This window comes from Clavibacter michiganensis (genome assembly GCF_021216655.1).
GTDB classification, from domain to species: Bacteria; Actinomycetota; Actinomycetes; order Actinomycetales; family Microbacteriaceae; genus Clavibacter; species Clavibacter michiganensis.
Genome location: NZ_CP080437.1, coordinates 2,345,703 through 2,366,536, shown reverse-complemented (window position 1 = coordinate 2,366,536; position 20,834 = coordinate 2,345,703). Strand labels below are relative to the sequence as shown.

Annotated in this window: 17 protein-coding genes; 9 read left to right on the top strand and 8 right to left on the bottom strand. The window is 64.0% G+C overall.

Annotated elements, in window-relative coordinates; genetic code table 11:
• The first annotated feature begins 640 nt into the window (after nucleotides 1-640).
• A complete protein-coding gene (locus tag K0V08_RS11235) occupies nucleotides 641-1,501 on the top strand; it encodes a trypsin-like peptidase domain-containing protein (RefSeq protein WP_011931271.1) in 861 nt (286 codons plus the stop codon).
• A gap of 19 nt (nucleotides 1,502-1,520) precedes the next feature.
• On the opposite strand, the gene K0V08_RS11230 is transcribed toward K0V08_RS11235, so the two are convergent.
• On the bottom strand, nucleotides 1,521-1,955 hold the full coding sequence (locus tag K0V08_RS11230) for a hypothetical protein (protein ID WP_228510934.1): 435 nt from the start codon (nucleotides 1,953-1,955) through the stop codon (nucleotides 1,521-1,523).
• Between the two features lie 391 nt (nucleotides 1,956-2,346).
• Complete coding sequence (locus K0V08_RS11225; RefSeq protein WP_232265382.1) at nucleotides 2,347-2,985, bottom strand: pectate lyase; 639 nt, start codon at nucleotides 2,983-2,985, stop codon at nucleotides 2,347-2,349.
• A 411-nt stretch (nucleotides 2,986-3,396) separates the two neighbouring features.
• On the opposite strand from K0V08_RS11225, the gene K0V08_RS11220 reads away from it, so the two are divergent.
• Complete coding sequence (locus tag K0V08_RS11220) at nucleotides 3,397-4,398, top strand: hypothetical protein (protein WP_172403662.1); 1,002 nt, start codon at nucleotides 3,397-3,399, stop codon at nucleotides 4,396-4,398.
• Between the two features lie 416 nt (nucleotides 4,399-4,814).
• Here K0V08_RS11220 and K0V08_RS11215 read toward each other — a convergent pair whose 3' ends face one another.
• The gene (locus K0V08_RS11215; RefSeq protein WP_079535077.1) at nucleotides 4,815-6,638 is read right to left on the bottom strand and encodes a glycoside hydrolase family 3 protein; all 1,824 of its coding nucleotides are present in this window, start codon (nucleotides 6,636-6,638) and stop codon (nucleotides 4,815-4,817) included.
• 259 nt (nucleotides 6,639-6,897) lie between these two features.
• Here K0V08_RS11215 and K0V08_RS11210 point away from each other — a divergent pair, with 259 nt between their 5' ends.
• Both K0V08_RS11210 and K0V08_RS11205 read left to right on the top strand, forming a co-directional pair.
• Nucleotides 6,898-7,041, top strand: a complete 144-nt coding sequence (locus tag K0V08_RS11210) for a hypothetical protein (RefSeq protein ID WP_157444673.1) — start codon at nucleotides 6,898-6,900, stop codon at nucleotides 7,039-7,041.
• A 9-nt stretch (nucleotides 7,042-7,050) separates the two neighbouring features.
• Nucleotides 7,051-7,200, top strand: a complete 150-nt coding sequence (locus K0V08_RS11205; RefSeq protein WP_158207684.1) for a hypothetical protein — start codon at nucleotides 7,051-7,053, stop codon at nucleotides 7,198-7,200.
• A gap of 361 nt (nucleotides 7,201-7,561) precedes the next feature.
• On the opposite strand, the gene K0V08_RS11200 is transcribed toward K0V08_RS11205, so the two are convergent.
• Nucleotides 7,562-7,936, bottom strand: coding sequence for a hypothetical protein (locus K0V08_RS11200; RefSeq protein ID WP_183130589.1), 375 nt, complete (start codon nucleotides 7,934-7,936; stop codon nucleotides 7,562-7,564).
• A 590-nt stretch (nucleotides 7,937-8,526) separates the two neighbouring features.
• Between K0V08_RS11200 and K0V08_RS11195 the strand changes: the two genes are divergently transcribed.
• Both K0V08_RS11195 and K0V08_RS11190 read left to right on the top strand, forming a co-directional pair.
• A complete protein-coding gene (locus K0V08_RS11195; protein WP_011931266.1) occupies nucleotides 8,527-8,853 on the top strand; it encodes a ribbon-helix-helix protein, CopG family in 327 nt (108 codons plus the stop codon).
• An 8-nt stretch (nucleotides 8,854-8,861) separates the two neighbouring features.
• The gene (locus tag K0V08_RS11190) at nucleotides 8,862-9,314 is read left to right on the top strand and encodes a hypothetical protein (protein ID WP_043560329.1); all 453 of its coding nucleotides are present in this window, start codon (nucleotides 8,862-8,864) and stop codon (nucleotides 9,312-9,314) included.
• Nucleotides 9,315-9,556: 242 nt separating this feature from the next.
• On the opposite strand, the gene K0V08_RS11185 is transcribed toward K0V08_RS11190, so the two are convergent.
• Complete coding sequence (locus K0V08_RS11185) at nucleotides 9,557-10,441, bottom strand: LAPAL motif-containing putative phage structural protein (protein ID WP_473700903.1); 885 nt, start codon at nucleotides 10,439-10,441, stop codon at nucleotides 9,557-9,559.
• Between the two features lie 139 nt (nucleotides 10,442-10,580).
• Nucleotides 10,581-10,805, bottom strand: coding sequence for a hypothetical protein (locus K0V08_RS11180; RefSeq protein WP_128517022.1), 225 nt, complete (start codon nucleotides 10,803-10,805; stop codon nucleotides 10,581-10,583).
• Nucleotides 10,806-14,634: 3,829 nt separating this feature from the next.
• On the opposite strand from K0V08_RS11180, the gene K0V08_RS11175 reads away from it, so the two are divergent.
• On the top strand, nucleotides 14,635-15,225 hold the full coding sequence (locus K0V08_RS11175) for a hypothetical protein (protein WP_043560319.1): 591 nt from the start codon (nucleotides 14,635-14,637) through the stop codon (nucleotides 15,223-15,225).
• Between the two features lie 595 nt (nucleotides 15,226-15,820).
• Here the strand turns inward: K0V08_RS11175 and K0V08_RS11170 are convergent.
• The gene (locus K0V08_RS11170; RefSeq protein WP_227266772.1) at nucleotides 15,821-16,498 is read right to left on the bottom strand and encodes an SGNH/GDSL hydrolase family protein; all 678 of its coding nucleotides are present in this window, start codon (nucleotides 16,496-16,498) and stop codon (nucleotides 15,821-15,823) included.
• Between the two features lie 1,102 nt (nucleotides 16,499-17,600).
• On the opposite strand from K0V08_RS11170, the gene K0V08_RS11165 reads away from it, so the two are divergent.
• Nucleotides 17,601-18,386 carry a trypsin-like serine peptidase gene (locus K0V08_RS11165; RefSeq protein WP_128517023.1) on the top strand — a complete coding sequence of 262 codons (786 nt, stop codon included), beginning with the start codon at nucleotides 17,601-17,603 and terminating at the stop codon, nucleotides 18,384-18,386.
• A 323-nt stretch (nucleotides 18,387-18,709) separates the two neighbouring features.
• Here K0V08_RS11165 and K0V08_RS11155 read toward each other — a convergent pair whose 3' ends face one another.
• Complete coding sequence (locus K0V08_RS11155) at nucleotides 18,710-19,510, bottom strand: pectate lyase (protein WP_231689074.1); 801 nt, start codon at nucleotides 19,508-19,510, stop codon at nucleotides 18,710-18,712.
• Between the two features lie 251 nt (nucleotides 19,511-19,761).
• On the opposite strand from K0V08_RS11155, the gene K0V08_RS11150 reads away from it, so the two are divergent.
• Nucleotides 19,762-20,766 (top strand): hypothetical protein, encoded by a 1,005-nt coding sequence (locus K0V08_RS11150; protein ID WP_172405412.1) that lies wholly within the window; start codon nucleotides 19,762-19,764, stop codon nucleotides 20,764-20,766.
• The last annotated feature ends 68 nt before the right edge of the window (nucleotides 20,767-20,834 follow it).

The following is a 20,834-nucleotide window of genomic DNA, read 5'->3' as shown; positions in this document are numbered from 1 at the left end:
CAACCGACGATGCGTAGGTTTAGTCAAGCACCTACTTGAAGTACATCAATTCGCCCCCTGGGAATCGTCAGCGCTTCCCCCTCGACTCACGAGACGTCTCACAAGCCAAGGGTTGCGAGAGGCTGCGGACAGTACATGGGGGCCATTTCCTATTGACCTGTTCCCCTTGACTCACATCGAATGCGGCCGTGTGCGTCGCCTTCGAGGCAGCAAAGATCCGTCGGGCTTGACGATCATCCCGAACACAACACTCAGGACCGGAACCAGAAGAACGATGGTCCACAGGATCTTGAAGACACGACCAGGTCCCGCGAGACGAGCGTGGAAACAACACATACGCCTGTGGGCCTGATCGAGCAGCTGCAGCACCTCCCGTGATCCCGCCCTCGCCCGCCCTGCCGCTCGGTGCCGCATCGACTCGGATAGGGCTACTCCTCGGAGAGCTCCGCCCGACCACTCTGTAGTTTTCGGTCTTCACGCTGACGTTCAGCACCCCGTCTGTGGACAAACAAAGCGCTTCGGATTAAGACCTTTGTAAGTTTAGCGTTCGTCTAGTGTGCTTTAGAGGCAAGTGCACCATTGTATACGCAATTTGATACGCTTTAGATCCATATCGGGTCATTATGGAGATTTTGATTCAATGTCAAAAACGCATTTTCGCGGTATTTACTTTATTGTCATTCCCATCGCTCTTGGGCTAATGGCCGCCAGTTCTACGGTTTGGAGCGCGTTCGCTACCGAGGGCGCCAGGCAGACACGACCAGTAATTGCGGGTTCGCAGCTTGAATTCGAGTTCGGCGGCGATTGCACTGCAGGTGCTGTGGTACAAAAAAATAGTTGGAGTGCAGTGTTCTTCGCAAAAGAGCGCGCGACTAGATACGTAGTGACTGCTAATCACTGTGTTGCGCGCATAGGGGAAAGGGTATTTGTTAGAAACGAGCTCGAGTCTCGTCACGGTCATGTTCCCCCCATCGGAACGGTTTATTGGAGATCTGATGACGTCGATCTAGCGTTAATTAAAATTGATCCCATTGTTCACGTGTCGTACACGTGTGGGAGTTCTTCACATGGCGCGCCCCACTGCTTGCCGGTGACCACCTGGACGCCAAACGCCCTTCCTCGGGTGCTCACCGCGTCGCTGAGAATGCGGAGCATATATGCCCAACCCGTAATCGGGTACGATAACCCCGGGCTGAATGAAGCTTTTGCTACAAGCGGTAGCACCACTGGTGTACAGGTGAACTGGCGGAATCTATCCGTTCGTGCTTGGCCACCGGGTTTCAGGGACCCTCGAAGCGGAGACCAAGCAGCATCTTCCACAACTGACTTTTTGCTTCCGGGCGATTCCGGAGGGCCTGTATTTAACCCGGATACGGGTATGCTATACGGAATAATGACCGATCAAGTTCCTCATCGTCTCACAGAGCAGAGCACGATGGTGTATATCAAGCTATCTCAGTTTTTCCATGAGCAGAGAGAATACAATCTCGTGACACGTTGACGCGTAATCGATTTCGTGATCAAGGCATGCGACGTAGTTTGCGGGCAGCCGTCTCGACTTGACCGATGTACTCGTGCACGGTCACGTCGTCGGCGTGCTCGGCGCCGTCGGTGCCGGTCTGCCAGATGGCATCGGCTGGCAGTTCGGCCGGGGGAGCGAACGTGATGCGGCCGGTGCCGGCCGCGATGGTGAGCACGACGTCGCCCGCTCCGCGAGCAGCGTCGGCGGCGGCGGCGTCGGCGGCGGCGTCGGCGGCGGCGAGCTCATAGCCGCGACCGGTGAGCATCCGCGTCGGTCGGAGCACGCGGCCGTGGAAATCCTGGACGGCCGGCGGAAAGCCCGACGGGCGGCGGCCGCCGCCGAGCAGTGCGGCCGTGACGAGCTCGTCTATCCCGGCCACCGCGGCGGCGTCCGACGAACGGGGCGTGGGCTGGTCTGGGAGCGTGACCGGCACGGCCCGCGCCGAGATGCCGCCGCCCGGATCTCGCACTCCTGCTCCAGGAACGCCCGGTGCTCCGGGGAGTCATCACCGCCCCACCGCGCAGCCCCCCTCCCCCGAGCAGCCTCCGTCTGGCGCTGCTGGGCACGCTCGGCGGCGGCCTGCCCCCGGTCGTATCGCTCTATGCGTGTCTCCGCGCTCAGATCAATCGCCATCTCAATACCCCACTCGAGATGTCCGATCGGGTCGCGCTGCACAGGCGCATCCAGGAACGGAACCCTGCCTCGGACAGCTCGAGGGGCGCGGGATCCCGTCGCCGCACTACGACGCGGTACTTCGTGGCGAGCTCCTGCCGTTCACGAGACGTCTTGCAGGCCAAGGCTTGGGGGTCACGGACCGCACCACCTCATCCGTGCTCGAACAGGATGGTGGCGTAGCTGAAGTCGCACACCCCCGCGTAGGGGTCTCCGCTCCCTCCGGGTACCTCCTTGGCGGGCGTGCCGCGGCCACCGATGGTCCTGTCGCAGACTTGCATGCGTGTTCCGCGGATGGTGATGTGGTCGAGCTTGGCGGTGTCGCCGAAGTTCTGGTTGACGCCGGCGACCTTGTAACGGCCACCGTCGATGAAGACGTCGCTGACCACCATGTGCCGCGGGTACTGGTGCGGGCAGTTACCGCAGGAACGCACAAGAGATCCGATGTCGGACGCGGCGAAGTGCGAGATCCGGACAGTGCCGGCGCCATCCATCTGGACGACCTTGTCGTATGCATGCTGGACGCCTCCGCCCTGGATGGTGACGACGGAGGACGTCGGGGATCCGTCGAGCAGGGTCACGGCGTCCTCCCCGACGTGACTCGAGTACATGTTCTCGATGGTGCAGGATGCTTCGCAGTGGATGCCGTCGGCTGCGAGCGAGCCGATGATCACGTTCTTCACCGTTCCTCCCGGGTGGACGAGGATGACCGGTTGCTGGAACTCGCCACGCCCTGACGTCGAACCGTTGAGTTCCGCGTTGTTGTAGTCGACGGTTTGACCCGCGGGCACTTCGTATGGGGTTGCTCGTGGCGGCTTGACTGATGTGGGTGCGGGAAACGCCGGGAGGGTCGAGATGGTTGATCCCTGCGCGGGTAGCCCTGCTGCGTGAGCCGAGGATGCGGGCACAGCAGCGACGCCTCCGATAGCGATGAGGACGACGAGCGCAACCGCCCAGGGTCTCGTGGCTAGGTGATGACGTTGGGCAGGGAGGAGTGGGGGCATGGCGGAGAGTCCTTTAATAAAGTGCGCATGCCGCGACGGTCGCGGTTGGCGAGACGTTACAACGCAATGCCTTCCTGGTGGGTGGACTATCGTCCTCAACTGGTCATGTGTGCACTTCGCTCGCTCCGGGGGCGGTTAACGCCATGGTGCCTTGTTCGCTGATCAGCGTTCAATGACTCGCGAGAACAGGATGCTCACATGGCTACACGCACTGGCTCCACCCTCATCGGCGCGGCAACATGTGCCACGCTCGCCCTCACCCTCATGGGCGCGGGGGCTGCGACCGCAGCAACCACAGCGGAACCCACCGGCACACTCCGACACACCATCTCGAGCACCGAGACCGCCGCTGCCGGCTCTACATGGTCACGCGCCCGAATGCACGCTGCCGTCACCAACTCCTTCGTCGATCCCGACCCCGCCGACGGGAACCCACCCGCCGACGACCAGGACAGCGCACTCACCGCCACGAGCACCAGCGACGCGTCCCCCGGAGCAGCTTCCCCGCACGTGTCAGAAACCACGCCCGTGCCAGGCTTCACCGCGAACGATCACCTCGGCGTCGTGTTCTTCCGCAGCCGCGGCATCGACCAGCGCTGCACTGGAAACGTGGTCGTATCCGACTCCGGCAATCTCGTCGCAACGGCCGGCCGCTGCGTCTCTGCCATCAAGGATGCATTCGTCACTGACCTGGTCTTCGTACCCCAGTACGACGGGACCGCCCCCAAGGGCATCTGGCCCGCGACTGCTGTCACGGTCCAGTCGCAGTGGGTGACGGGTCGACAGGTCGACTTCGACACGGCCTTCTTCCAGGTCAAGGCACCCGTCGGTGCAGCTGCGGGTACGACCTTGTCCTCCAATGTCGGCGCCTCTGGCGTCCGCTTTGCCGGACAGGAGGACGACGATGACTACCGTTCGACCGGCTACGCGCTCGACGGCGGGCACGACGGCACGAAGCCCATCAGCGTCGAGAGCTCGGTCGAGCCGAACCCCTGGATGAACAAGGACTACGCCATCGAAGGCATCGAAACCGACCTCCGCGCCGGCATCAGCGGATCCCCGTGGGTCAACACCGACGATGACTCCGGCGACATCCAGCGCGGAATGACCACCTTCGCCTACCACCAGTTCACGCACGCCGCCTTCGGCCCCCAGTGGACCGCCACCCTTCACGCCACCTACCGAGCAGCCGCCGCTTAGGGACGCGCGAACGGGGACCCACACACGAGCGGGGCTCAGGCGAAGTCAGAGTCTGAGCCCCGCTTCGTTTTTCCTGCGGGCAGGGCACAGACATAGATACTTGTTTTGTGGTTTGCGCGCTTTCCGCTCGGGAAAAGAAGTGACTAAGACTACTACTCTGACCGCGGCGTATCGCTTACCCATTAATTGACAGGCCACGCACTAAGTCGACGACGTGCGGCTTGAGCTCCCGGAGGGGCCCGGTATGTGCGGAGGTTGTCCCGGGAGAACCGGCGAGCTCTTCTCTCAGCGGTGGGGAAGCGGCGGGCGCAACGGATCGCTCCGGTCGCGCTGAGTGCTGACTCCACACCCCGGTCGATTTGCGCCCGAGACGCGTTGGTCGTCGAGCGAGGGCGTCCAGGTGGACGCCTTAGGTATCAGGAGCGGGTGCGCCTGACGTGCGAACCCCGCGGAAAGAGCACGTCTGTGCCGTCGCTGAATGGGATGTCCACGGCCAGCACGCTGGTCCCCGCAACTTCTCCGTGGAGGACACGACCCAACGCTTCGAGGGCGTTCTTCGCGTACGAGTATGTAAGGAGGTGCGTGCGTACCTGGGGAGTGTGAGCGATGTCATACGGCTCCAGCACCGCGACGGAGATGACCGGGGTACCGGACGCGATAAGCGCGGATACGAGGCTCAACTGTCCGGAGCTCGTGTCAGCGCCCAGATTGCGCGTACACACTACGACGAGGTCGACCTGCTTTGCGAGTGTCGCTGCACTCGTGACGGTCGCCGCATCTGGTGAGATGCCGGTGGTGGAGAGCGTGGTGGTGTCTCCATGAGCGGTGAGTACGTCGGCGAGGCTTGCGGTGGTGACGGCGCCCCAACCGGTCACCAGCACCTTCCGGGGTCGAGCTGGCAGAGGGAGGAGGCCGTCGTCGTCCTTCAGGACCGTGATGGTGCGATCGGTGACCTCCGCAGCGGTCGCGAGGTGCGTCACGCTCCGGACGATAGAGGGGTCGCCATGGACCTTCGCTGTGGTGAGGAGTCCAAAGCGCTGCTTGAGACGCAGGATGCGGGTCACGGACTCATCGATTCGCGCCTCCGTGAGCTCGCCGGCACGGATGGCCGCGAGGACCCCGTCGCGTGCGGCGAAAAAGTCTGGAGGCGTGAGCAGCTGGTCGACTCCGGCCTTGATCGCCAGCACGGGAACGCGCGCATCGCTGTAGCGCTGTCGTACACCCGCCATGTCAAGTGCATCCGTGATGACGACACCGTCGTACCCGAGCTTTTGGCGGAGCACTCCGGTGAGGATGGGGTAGGACAGGGTAGCCGGGTCGCCGCTGGAGTCGAGGGCCGGCACGACAATGTGGGCGGACATGATGACGCCTACGCCGGACTTGATTGCCGCGGCGAAGGGCGGGAGGTCGTTGTCCTCCAGTTCCGAGCGGCTTCGGTTGTTTACGGGAAGGCCGGTGTGGCTATCAGTGTCGGTGGCGCCGTGACCGGGGAAGTGCTTTGCCGCAGCCACGATCCCCTGCCGCTTCTGGAACGTGCCGATCTGGGACTGCGCGAGCGAAGCAACCCGGTCCGGATCGTCCCCGAAGGAGCGCACGTGGATGATTGGGTTTGCGGGGTTGGAGGCCACATCCACCACCGGCGCGAAGGCCTGGTTGATGCCCATCGCGAGGAGCTCGTCCCGCGTGATGGTCGCCACCGCGCGAACGTCGGCAGAGGAACTCGGGCTCGAGGCCAATCCCATCTGTCCGGGAAGCAACGTGCACGGAGCGCGCACGACATAGCCTCCCTGCTCTTGATCCGTGGAGACGAGGAGAGGGATTCGGCCCGCTCCCTGTGACGCACGCTGCAAGTCGCCGGACAGCCGCGCGATCTGCCGCGGGTCGACGAGGTTGTCCTTCTCTCCGGCGAAGTAGATGATGCCGCCAGGCCGGTGCCGGGCGACGACTTCCGCCGGAGTAGCGACGCCGTAAGCCGCGCGATTGGCCGTCACAGCCGCGGGGTCTGCGGTGTCGGCCGTACGGCCGGAGACCGCGAGGACGAACAACTGTGCGACCTTATCCTCGAGCGACATGCCCTGGACCAGGCGGACGACATCAATGTTCGCTGTCGATGCACGAGCTGCGTCGCCCCCTTCCTCCGTCGCCTGCACGGCGACCGCAGCGCCGATGGAGGCCGCGGCGGTAAGAAAACCCCTTCGGCTGAAGGAGCTACCGTTGTCAGGTTCTAATTCGTGAGCCATGAGCGTTCTCCTATCGTCATGTTTGAGGGCGGCCGGGGCCATCTGCTGATGAGGGTCCGGACGAGGCGCGCTGTCCCCGATGGGTATCGAGGACGCTACTGATCCGCGCCGGTCCTCGCGCTCCCAGTGCACAGACCGCGCACCAGACGAGGACGCGGCACCGTTAGCCCGCACGATCGGGAAAGTCGCCGGCCGAGCCGCCGATGCGCGCCGATGAGTCGAGCTGTTGATAAGCGACGAGGCAGAACGGCTCATACCCATGGCGCTCGACCCCCTAGGCGATTGGCGCGACCGCGAGCACCTCGCGAATATCCTCACTGGCATGCCCGACATCGACCAGCGCTTCCGCTACTACGTGCAGCTTTACAGCCGCCTCAGCTTCGCGGTCGTGCTGATCGCCTAGCTCGCCTCCGTGGTGTTGGCCGTCTTGTGGATCCGTGCGCGGACGGTCGTGGGCATCGTCGGGGGCGTACTGCAGCTCGTGATCGCCATCGTCGTGGGATTCCTGGATGCCATGTTCTGGGTACTTGAGCGCGCGGGCGGGCTCCTGATCCAGATGTGACGCTCAGGCCTGCTGAGGCGCTGCGCGCCGTCTACGGGGAGGGGGAGGGCGAGGGGATCGCCCCTCGCCGGCCGCTCGCGGCGGCCGTGGCGCCCGGCCGGGGCGGGATCCGCGATGGTCCCGGGTCCGTCCTCCACGGCCGCCGTGTCCAGTGCGGGGCCGTCCGTGTCCGCTTCGGGCTCGGTCGTGCCCACTACGGCGACGGCCGACTCGTCGGCGTCGTCCGCGTCGCGCTGGGCACGGCGTGCGTCGTCGACGTCGGGGACGATCTGCTCGACCTCGCTGAGCGTGTACCCTCACGCGGCGAGCTGGCGGAGGTACGCGGCGTCGTGGGCCGACACGCTGCGCCACGACTTGCGGCTCATCGCGCCCTCCATGCGCCGACGACGACGGCAAGGGCCACGTGCTGCGCCTTCGTCGGCGTCGCGGCCAGGAACTTCCCGAGCGCGTCCCCGACGTCCCAGAGCTGCGACGTAAGATGCCAGACCCCCGTTGATGATGACAGCGCGTCTGGTGCGCGGTGATAGCCCTGTGCGATCGCGGTTACGGGGACAGTGATCACTCCTAGCCCGAAGGTGAAGACAGCGCTGATGCTCGACAGCGTTTTCGCTCCGATGAGCAGTCCAGTCACAGACACAGCGAGCGTCGCAGGCATCAGGATCAGGTAGCTCAGTAGCACCACGAGCCCACGTCGTCCGTCAGTCGTCGCCTTTGCCTGATCAAACCAAGCTCTCACGCCTGCTGCTCTCACTCCCCGTCACGCCAGCCGTCGTCGTCATCGTCATCGTCATCGTCGAAGCCGTGACGCCGGCCCCGAACGAGAACCACAGGACGCAGCCGGTCTCAGCCTTCGCCGCTCCACGGCCAGCACCGTCGCCATCACCAGGCGAGGACCCGCGATCACGATGCCACAGCACCCGCCACCTCATGAGCGCACCCCGCCAAGGGCTCGGGTTCGTGGAGCGCAGCGGAACGAAGCCGCGGCGCCTCGATGTACGACCGGATCGGCCTCCATCATCTCGACGTTAGATGTGGCCTGCTTTTTGTGAAATGCTTTATGCGTAGGAGTTGAGTGGAGGAGCAGCGCAGACAAGCACGGGATCCCACACGCTGATGCGCTGTACGCAATCGGTCACGCCGAGGGTGCAAAGCAGATCGACGGACACCCCGGCGAGATCACCACTGTCTATGTCAGACACCCGCACGGGCAGACCGATCGCTACATCGAAGTGATCGCCGCCATGCGGCCGCCGAGGCCGGTCACGTTCTTCCACGGCATGCTGCTCAGCGATCTGTACCGGCACCTGCTCAACGAAGGCAACTGACATGACCGACTACAACGACCTCGCCGCTCGCGCCGAGCGCGGCGAGCTCACACCCATCCCCGGGACGGACTTGCATGGCGCCGCCGCCGCCAACGCCGGCCGCGCCATGCTCATGGACGCCACGGGCACCGACACCCTCGACGACGCGATGGCCGTTGCCCTCGGCCGCCCGCGATTCGACGCCGAGGAGCCGGCCGGACCCATGTGGAAGGTGCGCGCCACGAAGGCCCTCGACGAGCAGGTGGAGGCGCTCGCGAAGCGCCAGGGCCACAACAACAAGTCACGGATCATCCGCGAGGCCACCGCCGCCTACATCCGCGCGTCCTGATCACCCCCGTGGACCTCGAAGCCGTCCGCCGGACCGTAGACGAGGTGACCCAGGCCGTCTTTGCAACTGACCCTCTTGAAGCTCGATTCGTTCGGAATAGGTACCCATGCGGCTACTGCGAGTACATCGCAGTCCCTCTCGCCGCGGTCCTCGAGGACCGCGGCTTGGGGCAGTGGACGCTAGTGACTGCGGGCCGTCCTGGACAAGAGAAATCCGGCCACGCGTGGCTCGAGTGGCGTGAAGCGGATGGGACGGGGCTGTTCTCGATCGACGCGACCGTGCACCAGTTCGAGCACCTGGCGGCCGAACCGTTCCTAAACATCGGGCGAACGCCTGCGGCAGCAGAGTTCACGCAGCTTCGCTCAGCGGGCCCGTTGTCCGAGCGGCCCGAGCTCGGGGGAGAGGACGACTACTGGTGCGGGCTGATCCGAGCGGTGCGGGAGCAGCTGCGGATTGCCTAGCCTGCGTGGCTCCGAGGAGATAAGCCCACTGGCACACTCGACGCCCCCGTTACTACCGATGCGGCGCTTCGCGCTTGGTCAGACGAGTCGCCCCGGAAACGACCGCCACGACCGATGGAACGGTGAAGAAGACGTTGAGCTCTCCGGCGGAGACGAGGACGGCGCCGGCGACTCCGGTGATGAGACCGACCAGCATGAGAACGAGGTGGGCAACATCGAGCCGACGATGTGACTCTGGCTTGCTAGTCGTCGTCACCTGATGCCCTCCTGTGCTGTAGCACCTCCAGAACAGTCCATCTGGTGCTCGTACGGCCGTTTGTCGTCGACGTGTCCACGCGAAGGCGAATCTGGAAGATGTCCTCCTTGCGGATGGCCAACCCGTTCGACACGTGGCCCAGGAAGTCCTCGTCCTCGACCGTCGCCGATCGCTTGAGGGTCTTCCCGTCGAAGGTTGCCCGCACACGCCACTTGGTCGAGTCGTCGAAGTCGATGGCAGTCATCTGCGCCTCAGCGTTGACGATCTCGCTTCGCTCATCGGTCTTGTCGTCTGGCTTGACGGCATCGTAGTCGGGCTTGGTGAGAACGAACACATCCGGCGCGTCATCAGGAGTGAGCTTCTCGAGCTCCTTCGACGAAGGGCGCTCCACGTCGACAGCCGACACACGCGAGTCGCTGAGGGGGGCCAGGATCTGCCGAAGCTGCCTCTTGCGCCTCGGAGTGTTCTTCTGTAGCTCCTTCCACGCGGCTAGCGGAACCTCCTGAGCAGTCCCGTCCTGCCACTTGACCTTGACGTTGCCGTTGCCGAGATGCTCGAACTCCTCCACGTCCGCCCTCGCCGACTTCGTAGCCCACAAGATGATTTGCGTGAGCGTCGGGGGGCCGGCGACGGTCGAAATCGCCTCCCAGTTCTCTGTGACGACTCGCACCACCTCGATGAGGAACGAGCCCTCCTGCGCGGGCCGGACGAGGACCTCGGAGTCAACGATGCCTTCGCTGTTGAAGGCGCCCGCCTTGGCGAAGTCACCGGACAGCCCGACGAGGCCCGTGAGCACCTCTGCGACGTGTGACGCTCGGAGCTCGTGTAGTTGGCTGCCGTCCTCGTTCTCGCCCGTGAAGCGGAGGGTCAGGGAGTCAACGATGCCTTCATCGGCTTTTTCACCATGTGTCGAAACGTACAGGCGCGGCTCTCAATTCAGCCTAGGTGAGTACCCCCGGAACAGGGGCCGAGCGTCTCGGCGTCACTAGGGGTGGATGACCCTAGAGGGCTCAGAGGGGAGCAACGTCCAAGCTGTAGCGACGCTCGTGGACCTTGCTGTACGGGGTGCGCGTTGCCCTGTAGCCCATCGCCTCGATGCGAAAGAGGACCTGCTGCAGCTTGGAAAAACCCTCTGTGCCGGAGGCAGGAAACGGCTCGCCCTTATGGTCCTCCCCGTCAGAAGTCGTGAGGGTGAGCTCCCACATCTCTTCCCCCTCGACGAACAGCATGTGCACGACGTCTTCTCGCTTTTCGACCATGTCTCAACGTACCCACCAGTCGGACCTACAGCACTGCCCGGACCGCACCAGACGGCTCGATGTCCCGTTACGCACGCCGCGTTGAGCGGCCCGCTCCGCGGTGACTCCAGCCGCCGATAATGCACCTTATGTCATATACGGCGCCCGTGATGTAACCCGCGTACGTCTAACTGTGCACGTAGTCCGTCGTGTCGCCCCGAGGCCTCGCAACCGAGCTAGAGGCCGAGCGTCTCATTGGTCGGACATCGACCACCCCAAGATCGCGAAAGCGAGGTCGTCACCGAGCACCGCATCAGCGTCGCCCGTGACTACGATAGGTGTTCATCAGCCGCGCTCGGTCGAAGACCTGCCGCCATCGCGCCTCGTTGCACTTCACGGCTTCCGCACAAGCGAACCTGTGGACAGGTTTCGCGCCGCACCGGGCAATTGCCTAACGTCTCGTCAACTGGTACCTACGCCTTCTCAGGGCTGCAATGCGCCCTGCAACCGCCCCCGGGCCACCGGGGAGTAATTCCTGAACCCTTTCGCTGATTAGTGAGGCTCTCAGTGCGTGCATCTTCTTCTTCTCTCACGTTTCCCACAATGCGAGCAGCCGGCTCCCCGCTGGCCATCGCCCTGACTTTCATCGTACTTTTGTCCGTTTCGCTCGTAGTCGGCATCCCAGACGTCGCTCGTGCCGAGACCAGGGCTGATCCGACTCCATACTCCATCGTGTCTCACCACAGTACACCGACTGGACCTAACATTGTCGACGCACGCACAAACGCCGAGCTGGCGCCGACGTCCCCGCAAGTAACATTCGTGCCCAAGAGTCCCGCATCGGGACCACAGGACGTCAACCAGCATTTGCAGGACACAAAAAGCTGGGGCTCTTTTAGAAGGTGGCTTAACCGGCATTTCCATGCGACGATTCACCTTAGTGGCCTAACCGTCAGAGCTATCGTTGGCACCGCCGTGGGTGTTGTCGGCTCTGTGACTTGCTCGCAGCTCTATTTGACTCCCGTAGCGTGCGCCGTGGTCGGAGGCGCCCTGGGCGGGATACTCTCTCTCATCGCTACCTCCAAGTGCGGCCATAGTGGTATCTACATTCCCATCCCGGACTACTGGCACGCTTGGTGCGGATGAAAGTCCTCATTCGCGTCGATATCATCGCGAAATAGGCGATAACCGCGTCCACCGACTCAGCGGCATCTCACAAGCCCCCGTCCGCTCAATAGATATGAGTGCACGCTTCGCTGCGCCCGTCGCGCCCGCGTCGAACGTTATGTGCTCGGGTGCCCGTGTACACGGGCACCCGAGCGAACGAGCAAACGAGCAAGTGAACGTCCCGGTTCTCGGGCATCCGGCTGGCCGGGCCTACCGAGACGCCGAGTGATATCACGCGGTACGTAGATGGAGATGTTGTCCGACGGTACGGCACCTAACGTCACGAAACGGTATCGAGGCTCCATCGACGAGGCTGCGCAGGCGCGGGCCTCGAAGCATGGCGGCACCGCTGTGGATTGAAACTGCTCGGCTTCACCGTCATCTTCGGGCGGCATGTCGTCATGCGCTGCCCATACACCCCCGTCCCAGAACTGCTGAAACCTATCACCGCCGAGAGGACCTCCGTGCCCCTCGCCTGGTCGAGGCCCCACGAGCGAGGTCTTCACCTCGGCAGCGATCATGCGGAGCCGCGGCGCGCCCGAGACGGCCGCTGATACGTAGTTCAGTTGCTGCTGAAACGCATAGAAATCAGGAGGGAGCGCATATAAATATCGTCTCCTGACCCTGGTAAACTACCGCCGCATATAATACCGACTATTTTGATGTCCCTGCTGCCCCCCTGAGTCTCCTTGCCTCGTTGCAGCTGAAAAGGTTTCCGCCACGACTTGGTGACTTCCTACTTCCAGCCCTCGCGGGGGTGGGGCTGATACCCAATAACACAAGATGCCCGTTATTGCCCCGCTGGTGCAGAAAATCTCTCAATCAGCCCGGATTTCTGTTCCGACTACCTGCACGGCGGACTCCTGGCCTGATCGGTTCCACGCGGCGGAGACTTCACCGCTAGTCCGAGGCTCGTCGTCCTTGACGAGAGTGCAGCGCATGCCGGCCGAAGTCGGATAACAACTTATTCTGGTCGTCTACAAGGGCTCGATTCGGACAATCGAGAGGTCGGCGTCTGGCGATTCCCAAATCACCGAGCCGACTTGCACGTCACCGACGCACACATGCGCACTACGGCCACCGCAATGCTTCGCGGTAACGGCATATCCGACAGCACGTTGATATGGGGGTGATTCGCGAGAGGATCCCCGACCCCGTCAGCACAGCCCCAGCCGGGCAGTCGTAGTCCGGCGATCGAGCAGGAACTTGTCTGTCACCGAAGATGAGATGAGTACCCGACCGTACAGGCAACGAAGCACGAGCTACGCGGTCTACAGCCTGGGCTGGTGCGGCGGCGACACCGCAAGCGAGAACGCTGAGGACACTGATTACAGCCACAAACAAAGGCCTATCTATGCGCCACATGAACTAGAACGTAGCGCCCGAGACAGGCCACGAGCGAGCGCTCTACAGATACGAGCCCCGGTCGGCGTGAGACCATTACGAAAAAACAGCATAGACCGCGTGACGTTTTGATGATAAAACTACCCCGTCGGTAAACAATCCAACCGACGGAGCGGATGTGACACTCCTACGAACGAACTGAGATCTTCGCACCTTGGTGCCGCTGACGCCCTGTAGATGATCTCAACCGACATGGCCCGGTGAGGTCAGGATGAAGTGCTTCCCTCCTCCGACGCCTCTCCTTACGCCGCTCGGCGGCCACACCTACCTTTACGAGGTTAGATGCCTATCCATGCACCGAATGGGTCCATCGAATGTAACGGCCACTGTTGTATTCCAGCACCATAACGTCACCGTAAGGTCCGCGTAGTCGTCTTAGCGGTTGCGGTTTGTGCTTTGACGTCCAGCCTAGTCGTGGCCCCGCTTCATACAGTCGCTGCAGACGCATCGTTTCGGATGGTCAATACGAGGCTGTCCATGATTCAACGTAGACCAACGACCGGCGTCATACCTCCCCCGAGGGTGAGGCCAACGCGACGCTCGCCTACTGGACCGACAAACGGCTAAGGGCTGCTGACCCGTTCGAACGGATCGTCGAACCAGCAATACATGTCCTGTTGAGTCTCCCGAGTGACTTCTCAGGGGCCGCAGAGGGCGGCCTACTAGCCCTCCCCTGGCGTGGGCGGCGATCACGAGTCGCTGCCGCGAGGCGCCTGCCTCCCGAACGAGACTGACTTCGCCGCACGCTTCGCGCCTCGAGCGGCCACGCCGGTCCTGTACTGCTCGTCTCGGTAGGGCATTCCTTCCCGGACCACCTCGGCAACCATGCCGATGACCCCCACGCGACCTCCAAAAGGACCTGGCCTCGATGCACCGCACGGCCCGCGGTTTGTTGAGTCAGCCGCGGATCCGTGCGGAGCGGGGCGATGACCGCGACTCATGCGGCATAGGTGGGCGGTACGGGCACTGCTCCATAGCAGGGGCCTCGTGGACGACGATTCTAGGCCTCCGGCCGAGCCGTAAGACTAGGCGGCCAGGACAGGCGAAGTGAAGCGGGCAGCCGGCCTGTGGAAAAACTGCCAGGCGTTCGCGGTCGCTTCGTACCTTACAGACGTACTTATCCGATTCGAACGGTTGGACTGCTCCCATGAAGTCTTTTGTCTCCTCAAGCCCTTCTTCCACTTCCTGGGACCACCGTCGTCCAAGTTGGGCCGCAGTAGCCACGATCGCGACGCTGAGCGTCGTCGGGTCGCTCATGACGGCAGCCCCGGCAGCGAACGCCGCTGAAGAGTCGATCGCCGTCGCTGTGCGGGACGGCTCATTCATACCGGACGTTGTCGACGGGCACATCACCGTCGACCAGCTCGTCGACGCAAGCATAGCCGGACGCGCACAGGGAGCGCCCGCTCTTGACCGCGCGACCTTGACTCGAGGGATGACGGCCGAGGTTGAGCAGCTTCGTAGTACTGGCAGCGTTGCCGCCTGGGATCAGATGGGTACCGACACGGATCTAGGTCAGCCGCAGATCCTGCGGTCGGCAGCGCCCGACGCGGCGCTCGGCACACAACTATCGCTCTGGCACAAGTTCAAGCGCCTCTTCCACCACTGGGCGACCGTCAGAATCACCGCCCCTACAGGAGGAGCCCTCCTTGGAGGCGGCACCGCGGTAGGCATCGCGGCGATTGTCGCTGGCGCGTTCGGGTTGCTCGCATCCGCCATCTTCGCGAGCATTGGCGCCGTCGCGTTCATCACCCTCGGGTCGGTCTCATTGAGCTGCAACACTCGGCACTTGAAGTACCTCTACATTGAGTTCCCTGACCTCGGAAACAGCCACTGCGGTAACTAGCTCATGCATTTCCTCGAAGGACCCGTCGGGTGCTCACGCGGCTCATGGTGACCAGATGTGCGCGAAATACCGAGGGGCGTCATCCAGCAGCCGCTAACGCTCGACCGAGCGCCCGCTGAGGTCGTCTGGACCGTTGAACCGGTGCCGGCGGCACACACCCACGCCGGTACTGCTGTGTTGGACGGGCGTCCCACCAACAGGCTCCCCAGCGCCCTGATAACCGCGAGGCGGGGGGGGTAGAGACTTGATGTCGACATGCGAAGGTCGCGGGCCACCTGCGCGCCCGGCTTGTCGGCTGCGATGAACTGAGCGGATTGCCGATCTCTCTGTCTGTCAGCTTCAACCGGCGGTCGCCGAAGTCTCGGCCGGCGGGCACGCAAGTGGCCGGAGTACGAGGATCTGCTCACGCGGGCAGCAGCGTCCCGCGCCGATCAAGAGATCACGTTCACGACCACGGACGTAAGGCCCCCCCGCCTACCGCGGGTGCCCGATCGGGGATCCCTACACGCATAGCGACGGTGGCTGCGTCCGGCCCTTTCCCGTTGCGCAACCGTCGTGTGTCCAGCGGATCGCGAGGGCCGGGGATCACTGGGGTTCAGCGGTCGATGCACCAAAGACGCGTTTGCTCGTCCACGCGCGCGGCAAGCATCTGTGCGAGCTCGTCCTCGACGATGTCGCGGCATTCCGCGATCGTGTGATGTGGCAGCATCGAGCGGATCCGTCGCACGGCGTCGTCGATGAGGCGTTCGTAATCGACATGCGCTTCCACGAGCGCCACATTGCCAGATTGCATTACCCCGCGTCGAGGAACGGGGGCAGTCTCGTCAGAGCGTCCGGACGACGATCTGCTCAGCCATGACCGCTGCCCGTGAGCGATACACGCGACCGTAGAAGGTACCGTGCCCGTCCGGCGTCTCGAAGTCGTGGACAAGGGCGGTGGGGAACGGAACGCGCTCTGCGCCATATCGATGTCCGCGACCACATCGCGAGTGACGACGTTGAGCACGTTCGCGTGATGCCCGCCCCGGTGGGCGATGGACATCGGGACCTCGGGTGAAAGCTTTAGCGGAGGTATCTCGGCGATGAGGATCGTCACAGTGGATGCGAGGTGCCGCTGCAGGTCGGCGAGCTGCGCGCGCCACGCGTTGGGTGTGGTGAACCGGACGGCGTCGCCTATGCCGAGGATCACGATCATGATGTCGACGACGACGAGTCTCGGGTTCTCGCGGAGCAGGATGCGTGCGGTGCGGATCGTGAAGTCGGATGTCGCCATCGCCTGCCACTGGACGCCCCTGTTGCTCCGCTGGTGCAGGCGCCGTCCGAGCTGTGCGCCGACGGTCATTGCGCGTCTGAGCGAGGCTGTCGACGCGCACGACGTCGTCGAGCATCCCGCCCGGCTCCCACAAGTTGTGGAGCTGTGGACGACGACGGCCGCGATCGACCAGGACGCGCTCTGGGGGCAGCACCCTGCGCGGGTAGCCAAAGGTCCTGACGCCTGCCGCGTCCGCCGCTGCCGACGGGTACCGCTTGGTCACTCGCGTGCGGCACAGGCGTCCTGAGCGCGCAGACCCACCCCGTAGCCGCCCCGGGACGAGCTCGTGCGCATCGCCGTCCTCGCTAGGGAACGCATTGCCGCTCTCCGCCGAATTCCGCCGACAAATCACCATCGCATCGATGGGCCGGTACACCGCGATGCGGCGAGCATCCCAACGCCCGTCGCAAGGGGAAAAGTCCCGACGCCTCGGCATCAGCCGTCAGAAGGGGTCCGAGCTCGTGAACAAGACCGACGTGACCGAGCAGTGCGAGATGGCCTTGTCCTACCTGGCCCGCACGATCCCAGCAGAACGATGATGGCAGCCCGCTGCCCGCAGCCGCTGCACCCGCACCACACCGACGGACACCTGGCCGCATAGACAGCCAGGCTCGCCCCTTATGAGCGAAGGCTTCGCCATCACGGCGTGAGCACGGCTGGCGGGCTTCCGCCGTAGTTTCATAGCAGTCTTCGCACGCCCGGGTGTGTCCGCCGCGACGTCGGTCTGGGGACAGCATCCGCGGCGTCGACGCGTGCCTGTCATGGTCAGCACCTCAGGTTCGCGCGCACGGCTCATGAGAGCACTTTGTTCGCGACATCACAGAAGGAAGTCAATATGCGCAAGCTCCCTATATCTCGCGTTCGCCCGAGGGCATCATCGTCACAGCAAGGACGGCGTTCGGTTCGCGTTCTGACGATGATCGCTGCCGCTACGGCCTCCGTCGCTGCCGGAGGGGTGATCCAAGGCGGCGCGCTATCCGCGGCACCAGCCCTGGCGGCGACACCTGACGTCTCCGCTGTGTCCGCCGCCTCCCTGGGCAGCCGAGCCTTCTCCGATGAGGAGATGACGTCCACCTCGGACTACTGGACCGTGGACCGGTTGCAGCGAGCCATCCCCGACGATGGCTCCGCGTCTGTCGTCGGAGCGTCGGATGCGGGCTCGGGCGTCGTGCACTCCGTGTCGGGCTCCATCACCGCAACAGCATGGGTCGGCAAGATCGCCTTCAAGAGGGGCGGGCTGGACCGCCTGTGCTCGGCTTCGGCAGTCCATTCGGACTCTGGTTACCTCGTCGCCACTGCGGGGCACTGCCTCCTCAACGACGACCAGACCGCGACCGGCGTCACCTTCGTGCCCGGCTGGGACGGTAAGAACATGCCCTACGGGACATGGATTGCGAAGTTCTACAGCGTGACCCCCGAGTGGAGAGTCCGCGCAGACGACTCCCACGACGTGGGCTTCATCAAGGTCCAGCCCATCGGCTCCAAGTCATTGGCGGATACCGTCTCGGCCCTGAGGGTGAATTTCTCGCTTGCTAAGCCCCAACTGCACTACTTTAGCCTCGCGTACGGGAACATCGGCGGCGGATTCCAGGCTAAGCCGTTGTCAACGTGCGTCGGCCCGGCATACCGGCTGCACGATGAGCAGTCCTTAGCCATGATCGGGTGCAAGGCAGTCGGTGGTATGTCAGGAGGGCCCGTGTACCACGCGTCGACCGAAGAGCCCCGGGGCACGCAGGTCGGAGTGATCGGCCGGAACGTAGAGACGGCATATGGAGATGCCATTGCTTTTACGCCCTTTGGAAAGGCTGAGCTCTCGACGTACAAGACTGTGGACTCGTTCACGAAGTAAGACGGTAGCCGTGGCGGGGCCGTCGGGTGAGGGCCGCAACGCGCGGGTGCCCGACACCCCGTGATCCACGCACAGGTCATCCCGCCGCACGCCGGCCGCGAGTAGGTCGACGACCTATCGGCCCGTGCTCTACTACCGGGTCGAGACCCGCGCGTACCCGATGAGCTTCCCCAAGACGTCCTACATGTCCCGCAACCGACAATGAGCACCCCCTTGCGGCCCATGGTTGCGGGACACTCGCGGCCGCGACACTCCGCAGCGAGCTCCAACCGCTCGCGGGACGTCCCACAACCCGAGGCTTGTGCGACTGGACTCGGGTCACCTCATCCGTGTTCGAAGAGGATGGTGGCGTAGCTGAAGTCGCATACGCCCGGGTAGGGGTCTCCGCTCCCGCCGGGTACCTCCTTGGCGGGCGTGCCGCGGCCACCGATGGTCCTGTCGCAGACTTGCATGCGTGTTCCGCGGATGGTGATGTGGTCGAGCTTGGCGGTGTCGCCGAAGTTCTGGTTGACGCCGGCGACCTTGTAACGGCCACCGTCGATGAAGACGTCGCTGACCACCATGTGCCGCGGGTACTGGTGCGGGCAGTTACCGCAGGAACGCACGAGGGAGCCGATGTCGGACGCGGCGAAGTGCATGATCCGGACAGTGCCGGCCCCATCCATCTGCACGACCTTGTCGTACGCGTGCTGGACGCCTCCGCCCTGGATGGTGACGACGGAGGACGTCGGGGATCCGTCGAGGAGGGTCACGGCGTCCTCGCCGACGTGGCTGGACCACATGTTGATGATGGTGCAGGATGCTTCGCAGTGGATGCCGTCGGCTGCGAGCGAGCCGATGATCACGTTCTTCACCGTTCCTCCCGGGTGGACGAGGATGACTGGTTGCTGGAACTCACCACGCCCAGAGGTTGACCCGTTGAGCTCCGCGTTGCCGTAGTCGACGGTTTGACCGGCGGGTACTTCATACGGCGTCGCCCGCGGCGGCTTGACCGACGTGGGTGCCGGGAAGGCCGGCAAGGTCGAGATCGATGACCCCTGCGCGGGGAGCCCTGCAGCGTGAGCCGAGGAAGCGGGCGCCGTCGCGATGCCTCCGACAGCGACGAGGATGACGAGCACAACCACCCAGGGTCTCGTGACGAGGTGATGGCGTTGGGTCGTGGGAACAGGGGGCATGGCGGGGAGTCCTTAGATAAAGCACTGGGGCCGCGACAGTCGCGGTTAGCGAGACCTTACGGCGCAACGCTTCCCCGGCGGGCGGACCATGCACCTGCATTGATGACATGTGCAGGGCGCCCACGATCGGGGAGCGTTTAGGGCAATGGTGTGCTGTTCGCTGATCAGCGATCAACCACTCGCGAGAACAGGATGCTCACATGGCTACACGCACTGGCTCCACCCTCATCGGCGCGGCAACATGTGCCACGCTCGCCCTCACCCTCCTAGGTGCGGCGGCTGCGACCGCAGCGACCCCAGCGGAACCCACCGGCACACTCCGACACACCATCTCGAGCACCGAGACCGCCGCTGCCGGCTCTACATGGTCACGCGCCCGAATGCACGCTGCCGTCACCAACTCCTTCGTCGATCCCGACCCCGCCGACGGGAACCCACCCGCCGACGACCAGGACAGCGCACTCACCGCCACGAGCACCAGCGACGCGTCCCCCGGAGCAGCGTCCCTGCACGTGTCAGAAACCACGCCCGTGCCAGGCTTCGCCGCGAACGATCACCTCGGCGTCGTGTTCTTCCGCAGCGGCGGCATCGACCAGCGCTGCACTGGAAACGTGGTCGTATCCGACTCCGGCAATCTCGTCGCAACGGCCGGCCGCTGCGTCTCTGCCATCAAGGATGCATTCGTCACTGACCTGGTCTTCGTACCCCAGTACGACGGGACCGCCCCCAAGGGCATCTGGCCAGCGACTGCTGTCACGGTCCAGTCGCAGTGGGTGACGGGTCGACAGGTCGACTTCGACACGGCCTTCTTCCAGGTCAAGGCACCCGTCGGTGCAGCTGCGGGTACGACCTTGTCCTCCAATGTCGGCGCCTCTGGCGTCCGCTTTGCCGGACAGGAGGACGACGATGACTACCGTTCGACCGGCTACGCGCTCGACGGCGGGCACGACGGCACGAAGCCCATCAGCGTCGAGAGCTCGGTCGAGCCGAACCCCTGGATGAACAAGGACTACGCCATCGAAGGCATCGAGACCGACCTCCGCGCCGGCATCAGCGGATCCCCGTGGGTCAACACCGACGATGACTCCGGCGACATCCAGCGCGGAATGACCACCTTCGCCTACCACCAGTTCACGCACGCCGCCTTCGGCCCCCAGTGGACCGCCACCCTTCACGCCACCTACCGAGCAGCAGCAGCTGCCTAGCGACACACCAGCGGGGCTCAGGCACAGTCGAGCCTGAGCCCCGTTCCGTTGCTCCTACCGGCAGATGC